Source organism: Actinotalea sp. C106 (assembly GCF_023630195.1).
Taxonomy (GTDB): domain Bacteria; phylum Actinomycetota; class Actinomycetes; order Actinomycetales; family Cellulomonadaceae; genus Actinotalea.
Map to the genome: position 1 here is coordinate 1 of NZ_JALPKN010000187.1, position 6499 is coordinate 6499.

5 protein-coding genes and 1 pseudogene are annotated in these 6499 nt (G+C 72.5%); 4 read left to right on the top strand and 2 right to left on the bottom strand.

The features are described 5' to 3' along the window. Positions 1 to 1178: leucyl aminopeptidase (locus tag L0B03_RS12395; RefSeq protein ID WP_250446177.1), on the top strand; the 1178-nt coding region annotated here is incomplete at its 5' end. A gap of 45 nt (positions 1179 to 1223) precedes the next feature. On the opposite strand, the gene L0B03_RS12400 is transcribed toward L0B03_RS12395, so the two are convergent. After that, positions 1224 to 1562 (bottom strand): oxidoreductase, encoded by a 339-nt coding sequence (locus tag L0B03_RS12400; protein ID WP_250446179.1) that lies wholly within the window; start codon positions 1560 to 1562, stop codon positions 1224 to 1226. Positions 1563 to 1799: 237 nt separating this feature from the next. On the opposite strand from L0B03_RS12400, the gene lpdA reads away from it, so the two are divergent. The 3 genes from lpdA to L0B03_RS12415 all read left to right on the top strand — a co-directional run bounded on the left by lpdA (position 1800) and on the right by L0B03_RS12415 (position 6115). Next, positions 1800 to 3182, top strand: a complete 1383-nt coding sequence (gene lpdA, locus L0B03_RS12405; protein ID WP_250446181.1) for a dihydrolipoyl dehydrogenase — start codon at positions 1800 to 1802, stop codon at positions 3180 to 3182. 24 nt (positions 3183 to 3206) lie between these two features. Beyond that, positions 3207 to 5051: a 2-oxoglutarate dehydrogenase, E2 component, dihydrolipoamide succinyltransferase gene (sucB, locus tag L0B03_RS12410; protein ID WP_250446182.1), complete on the top strand. Its 1845-nt coding sequence runs from the start codon at positions 3207 to 3209 to the stop codon at positions 5049 to 5051. A gap of 161 nt (positions 5052 to 5212) precedes the next feature. Next, on the top strand, positions 5213 to 6115 hold the full coding sequence (locus L0B03_RS12415; protein ID WP_250446184.1) for a TIGR01777 family oxidoreductase: 903 nt from the start codon (positions 5213 to 5215) through the stop codon (positions 6113 to 6115). Here L0B03_RS12415 and L0B03_RS12420 read toward each other — a convergent pair. Then, positions 6090 to 6499: pseudogene (locus L0B03_RS12420) on the bottom strand (hypothetical protein); the annotation flags it as partial. The gene L0B03_RS12415 and the pseudogene L0B03_RS12420 overlap by 26 nt on opposite strands.

A 6499-nucleotide genomic window follows, 5' to 3' on the forward strand; every position in this document is an offset into this window, starting at 1 on the left:
CCCGACTTGGCCTGACCGGGGTGGGCGCCGTGGGCATGGCCCTGCCCGCCGAGGACGCCCAGCAGGTCGCCGCGGTCGCCGAGGGTGCCCTGCTCGGTGCCTACGCCTACACCCGCTACCGCAGCAGCGAGGGCCAGCCGGTCAGCCGCATCGAGCTCGTGACCCCCCGTGCGCGCGAGGCCGCCGCCAAGAAGGCCGTCGCCCGGGCCGCGGTCCTCGCCGAGGCCGTGCACGGGACCCGCGACCTGGTCAACGCCGCACCGCTCGACCTGTTCCCGGGCGCTTTCGCCGACCACGCGAGGACCCTCGCGAAGGGCACCAAGGTCAAGGTGACCGTCCTGGACGAGAAGGCCCTGGCGGCCGGGGGCTACGGCGGCCTGGTGGGCGTCGGACAGGGCTCGGCCCGCCCCCCGCGCCTGGTCAAGCTGACCTGGGCCCCGGCGCGGGCCAAGCGGTCGGTCGCCCTGGTCGGCAAGGGGATCACCTTCGACTCGGGCGGCCTCTCCATCAAGCCCGCCAAGGGCATGGAGGCGATGAAGTCCGACATGGCCGGGGCCGCAGCGGTGCTGCACACCGTCCTGGCGGCCGCGGCCCTCGAGCTGCCCGTCAAGGTCACGGCGTGGCTCTGCCTCGCGGAGAACATGCCCTCGGGCAGCGCGCAGCGCCCCTCGGACGTCATCACCCAGCGCGGCGGCACGACGGTCGAGGTGCTCAACACCGACGCCGAGGGACGGCTCGTGCTCGCCGACGGTCTCGTGGCGGCCTGCGAGGAGAACCCCGACGCCGTCATCGACGTCGCGACCCTGACCGGGGCGCAGGTCGTGGCGCTCGGCACACGGGTCGGCGCCGTCATGGGAACCGAGGAGCTGCGTGACGCCGTCGTCGAGGCAGCGGGCGACGCGGGCGAGCAGTTCTGGGCGATGCCGCTGCCCGAGGAGCTCCGGGCGAGCCTGGACTCCAAGGTGGCCGACCTCGCCAACATCGGGGACCGGATGGGCGGCATGCTCGTGGCCGGGCTCTTCCTGCGTGAGTTCGTCGGCGAGACGCCGTGGGCGCACCTCGACATCGCCGGGCCTGCCTTCAACGACGGCGCGGCTCACGGGTACACGCCGGTCGGCGGCACGGGGGTCGCCGTCCGGACCCTGCTGCAGCTGCTCGAGGCACCGACCGCTCGCTGAGGCCGTGGTCGGTCGCGCACCGCGGCGCCGCCCTGCCGCTCGGGCTCAGCTCGAGCGGCGGGCGCGCTGGCGCGAGTTCCAGTCCCGCATCCGCTGGGGGTACCCGGTGAGCTGGACGTCGTAGACCGGGATGCCCAGGTCCTTCGCGATGGCACGGGCCGCCCGCTCGTCGGGAACCCGACGGCGGGTCCACTCCCCCGTGGTCGCGATGAGCACCACGGTCGCCTGCGTCACGTTGGTGACCGGCTCGAGGTACGCCTCGACCCCGACGCGGGTGCGGACGAACTCGGCCATGTGCTCGACGGCGGCCTCACGGGCCTGGCGCCCCGACACGGGCACGCCGTCGGGTGTCTGCGCGGCACGGCGCCGTCGGAACAGTCCCATCCCCTCAGCGTACGGCGCCCTCGGGCCAGGCCCGGCAGCGGCCGACCCGACGTCGTGCCCGGCGTCGTGCTTCGCGACGTCCCTCCGGCACCTCGCACCCAGACATGGGATGAATAGTTGCGAGCGTCACACGTGTCGTGATCGTCTCCGGTTCACGCTCTCGCGCCGGTGATGACAAGATGGCACGAGAGCCCGACGCGCCGACACGCGCCAACACCGTCCTAGGAGAGTCCTATCGTGGCTGACAGCCCCACCGTCTACGACATCGTCGTCCTGGGCGGAGGGAGTGGCGGCTACGCCACGGCCCTGCGCGCGACCGAGCTCGGCCTGAGCGTCGCCCTCGTCGAGGCAGGCAAGCTCGGCGGTACCTGCCTGCACAACGGCTGCATCCCGACCAAGGCCCTGCTGCACGCGGCCGAGGTGGCCGACTCGACCCGCGAGAGCGAGAAGTTCGGCGTCAAGGCCTCGCTCGAGGGCATCGACATGGCTGGGGTCAACTCGTACAAGGACGGCGTGGTCGGCCGCCTCTACAAGGGGCTCCAGGGCCTGGTCAAGGCGCACGGCGTCACCTTCGTCGAGGGCTACGGCAAGCTCGTCGCGCAGGACACCGTCGAGGTCGACGGCCAGCGCTACCAGGGGCGCCACGTGGTCCTCGCGACCGGTTCCTACTCACGCACCCTCCCGGGGCTGGAGATCGGCGGCCGGGTCATCACCTCGGACGGCGCCCTCGAGCTGGACCACGTGCCGTCCTCGGCGATCGTGCTCGGCGGCGGGGTCATCGGCTCCGAGTTCGCGAGCGTGTGGAAGTCCTTCGGTGTCGACGTCACGATCATCGAGGCGCTGCCCAGCCTGGTCCCGAACGAGGAGCCCGTCATCTCCAAGGCCTTCGAGCGGGCCTACCGCAAGCGCGGCATCGGCTTCTCGACCGGCGTCCGCTTCCAGGGCGTCACGCAGGACGACGACGGCGTGCACGTCACCCTCGAGGACGGCAAGACCTTCGACGCGGACCTGCTGCTGGTGTCCGTCGGGCGCGGTCCGCGCACCGAGGGCCTGGGCTACGAGGAGCAGGGCGTCACCCTGGACCGCGGCTTCGTCACGACGAACGAGCGCCTCCACACCGGCGTCGGCAACATCTACGCGGTCGGCGACATCGTCCCCGGGCTCCAGCTCGCGCACCGCGGCTTCGCCCAGGGCATCTTCGTCGCCGAGGAGATCGCAGGGCTGTCCCCCGCGCCGATCATCGAGTCCGGCATCCCGCGCGTCACCTACTCCGAGCCCGAGGTCGCCTCGGTGGGCCTCACCGAGGCCGCCGCCAAGAAGGAGCACGGGGACGACGCGGTCGAGACCCTCGAGTACAACCTGGGGGGCAACGGCAAGAGCCAGATCCTCGGGACGGCGGGCTTCGTCAAGCTCGTCCGCCAGAAGGACGGCCCGGTCCTGGGTGTCCACATGATCGGTTCCCGCGTCGGCGAGCTCATCGCCGAAGGGCAGCTGGTCGTCAACTGGGACGCGTACCCGGAGGACGTCGCGTCGTTGGTGCACGCGCACCCGACGCAGAACGAAGCACTCGGCGAGGCCTTCATGGCCCTCGCCGGCAAGCCCTTGCATGCCCACAACTGACCCCACCGAAGGAGACGCGAGGTCATGTCTGACTCCGTGCAGATGCCGGCGCTCGGCGAGAGCGTGACCGAAGGCACCGTCACCCGCTGGCTCAAGCAGGTCGGCGACCAGGTGGAGGTCGACGAGCCCCTGCTCGAGGTCTCGACCGACAAGGTCGACACCGAGATCCCCTCCCCCTTCGCGGGGACCCTCACCGAGATCCTCGTCGAGGAGGACGACACGGTCGAGGTCGGCACCGCGCTGGCCACGATCGGCTCGGCCGACGAGGCCAGCAGCTCGGGCGACGCCCCGGCCCAGGCCGAGGAGGCGCCAGCAGAGGAGGCTCAGGCCGAGGAGCCCCAGGTCCCTGAGGAGGTGACCGAGGCTCCCGCGGAGCAGTCCGACAAGAGCACGGGCACCCCCCAGGAGTCCGCCGCCCCCGCCGAGGGCACGCAGGGCGGTGGCGAGCAGGTCGAGATGCCGGCGCTCGGCGAGAGCGTGACCGAAGGCACCGTCACCCGCTGGCTCAAGCAGGTCGGCGACCAGGTGGAGGTCGACGAGCCCCTGCTCGAGGTCTCGACCGACAAGGTCGACACCGAGATCCCCTCCCCCTTCGCGGGGACCCTCACCGAGATCCTCGTCGAGGAGGACGAGACCGTCGAGGTCGGCACCGCCCTCGCCCGTATCGGTGGGTCGGCCTCCAGCGGTGGCGAGCCGGCCGAGGCCGAGAAGACTGCCGAGCCCGAGCCCGAGCCTGAGCCCGAGCCTGAGCCCGAGCAGAGCGCGTCCTCGGAGCAGTCCTCCACGCAGAGCACCGCGGTCCCGGAGGAGCCCGCCCAGCAGGAGCAGCCCGTCCAGGAGCCTCAGCCCTCGGCCGAGGCCTCGAGCACCACCGCACCGGGCCAGACCGGTGACCGGGAGGCGCAGGACACCTCGTCGGCCGGCGGCGGAGCGCGCGCGGGTGGCTACCTCACCCCTCTGGTGCGCAAGCTCGCGGCGGAGAAGGGCGTGGACCTCGAAGGGCTCACCGGGACTGGCGTCGGCGGTCGCATCCGCAAGGAGGACGTGCTGGAGGCGGCCGAGAAGGCAGCGGCCGCGAAGCAGAAGAGCGCCCCTGCCACGGAGGCGCCCGCTGCCAGCGAGGCCACCGAGCGCAAGGCCGAGGTCTCGCCGTTGCGCGGCACCACCGAGAAGGCCAGCCGACTGCGGCAGATCATCGCCGAGCGCATGGTCGACGCGCTGCACAGCATGGCCCAGCTCACCACCGTGGTCGAGGTCGACGTGACCGCGGTCGCGAAGCTGCGCACCCAGGCGAAGAACGACTTCAAGGCTCGCGAGGGCGTCAACCTCACCTTCCTGCCGTTCTTCGTGCTCGCGGCGACCGAGGCGCTCAAGGCCCACCCCAAGGTCAACGGCGTTCTCGAGGGCAAGGAGATCACCTACCACGGGCAGGAGAACGTCGGCATCGCGGTCGACACGGAGCGCGGCCTGCTCGTTCCCGTGATCCGCGACGCCGGGGACCTCAACCTGGCCGGCATCGCGCGCAAGATCGCCGATCTCGCCTCTCGCACGCGGGACAACAAGGCGACGCCGGACGACCTGAGCGGCGCGACCTTCACGGTGACCAACACCGGCTCGGGCGGGGCGCTCATCGACACCCCGATCGTCCCCGGTGGCACCTCGGCGATCCTCGGCACCGGCGCGATCGTCAAGCGCCCGGTCGTCGCGACCGACGAGTACGGCCAGGACTACATCGCCATCCGGTCGATGTGCTACCTGTCGCTGTCCTACGACCACCGCCTGGTCGACGGGGCCGACGCCTCGCGTTACCTCATGGCCGTGAAGAAGCGCATCGAGGAGGCGGACTTCGAGTCCGAGGTCGGCCTCTGAGCAGAAGCTCCGTATGACAAGCACCGCGTCGCACCGAGGCGCGTCAGACGGGTCAGGCCCGGTCCCCCAGGGGGCCCGGGCCTGACCCGTCCTCGGCCTCGGACCGCTCTTCCCCGGGGCGGCACCTCGCCGGGTGGGTCCCCATCCCCTACGGTGAGGCCATGCAGGTGATCATCGCGGGCTCGCACGGTCTGATCGGCACGGCCCTCGTCGAGCACCTCGCCGCCCACGGGCACCACGTGCGGCGACTGGTACGACGCCCTGCGCGATGCTCGCGGGAGATCTCCTGGGACCCAGACGGCGGTGCCTTGGACCCGGAGGACCTCCGCGGCGCGCAGGCCGTCATCAACCTCGGCGGCGCCGGCCTGGGCGACTCGCGCTGGACCGCCCAGTACCGGCGCACGATCCTGGCCTCCCGCACCGCTCCGACCGCGCTGCTGGCCCGCACCCTGGCCGACATGGACGACGGCCCGCAGGTGCTCCTGCAGGGGTCTGCCGTGGGCTACTACGGCGACCGCGGGGATGCCTTCCTCACTGAGGGCTCAGCCCCGGGAGACGGCTTCCTGGTCGACGTCGTCCAGGCCTGGGAGGACGCGACGGCACCCGCGGAAGCAGCCGGGGTCCGTGTGGCGCACCTGCGCACAGGCATCGTGATGTCCCGCAGCGGCGGGTCCTTCGGGCGGCTCCTTCCTCTCATCCGCCTCGGCGTGGGCGGGCCGCTCGGCCGCGGGGACAACTACTGGCCATGGATCACCCTCATCGACCAGGTGCGCGCGATCGAGCACCTCCTCGATGCCGAGGTCTCGGGGCCGGTCAACCTGACGGCCCCCTCCCCCGCCCCTCAGCGTGAGATCGTCCGTGCCGTGGCCCGCTCCTTGCGTCGACCAGCCGTGGTGCCGGTGCCACGGCTCGCCCTCCGGATCGCCCTCGGCGAGTTCGCCGAGGACATCCTCTCCTCGCAGCGCGCACTGCCCGCCGTCCTCACGGCGCAGGGCTTCGAGCACGAGCACCCTGATCTCGCCTCCGCCGCCGCCTGGGTCACGCGCCGGCCAGCACCTCGCTGACCCGCCAACCGGCGGTTGACCGCTCAAGCCGGAGGACCACCGCCGTCGGCTCGGCCGGTGCCGAGGCAGCCCCGTCGGTGACGGTGCGCGCGACGACCCGCACCTGCGTGGTCCGGCTGTCCTGGGAGCAGCAGGGCCGGAACGGGTGGGCCGCCATGACCTCGACCTCGGCGTCGAGGTGACTCCCGCCCGCGAACACCCCCGCAGCTGCGAGCTCGGAGTACGTCCTCGCGTCGGCCTCGGAGGCCGGGGATCCCGGGACCGTGACCATCGCGAGGGCGCGAGGGTCCCCGTCGGCGAGGGCGGCGACGCGGCGCCGGGTCAGCTCGGCCGCGGCGCCCACGGGATCCGCGACGACCGGGCCCCGTGGCGCGGCTGCCCGTC

Coding starts and splice junctions, on each gene's coding strand:
- L0B03_RS12400 (WP_250446179.1), bottom strand. CDS start 1,562: ATGGGACTGTTCCGACGGCGCCGTGCCGCGCAGACACCCGACGGCGTG.
- sucB (WP_250446182.1), top strand. CDS start 3,207: ATGTCTGACTCCGTGCAGATGCCGGCGCTCGGCGAGAGCGTGACCGAA.
- L0B03_RS12415 (WP_250446184.1), top strand. CDS start 5,213: ATGCAGGTGATCATCGCGGGCTCGCACGGTCTGATCGGCACGGCCCTC.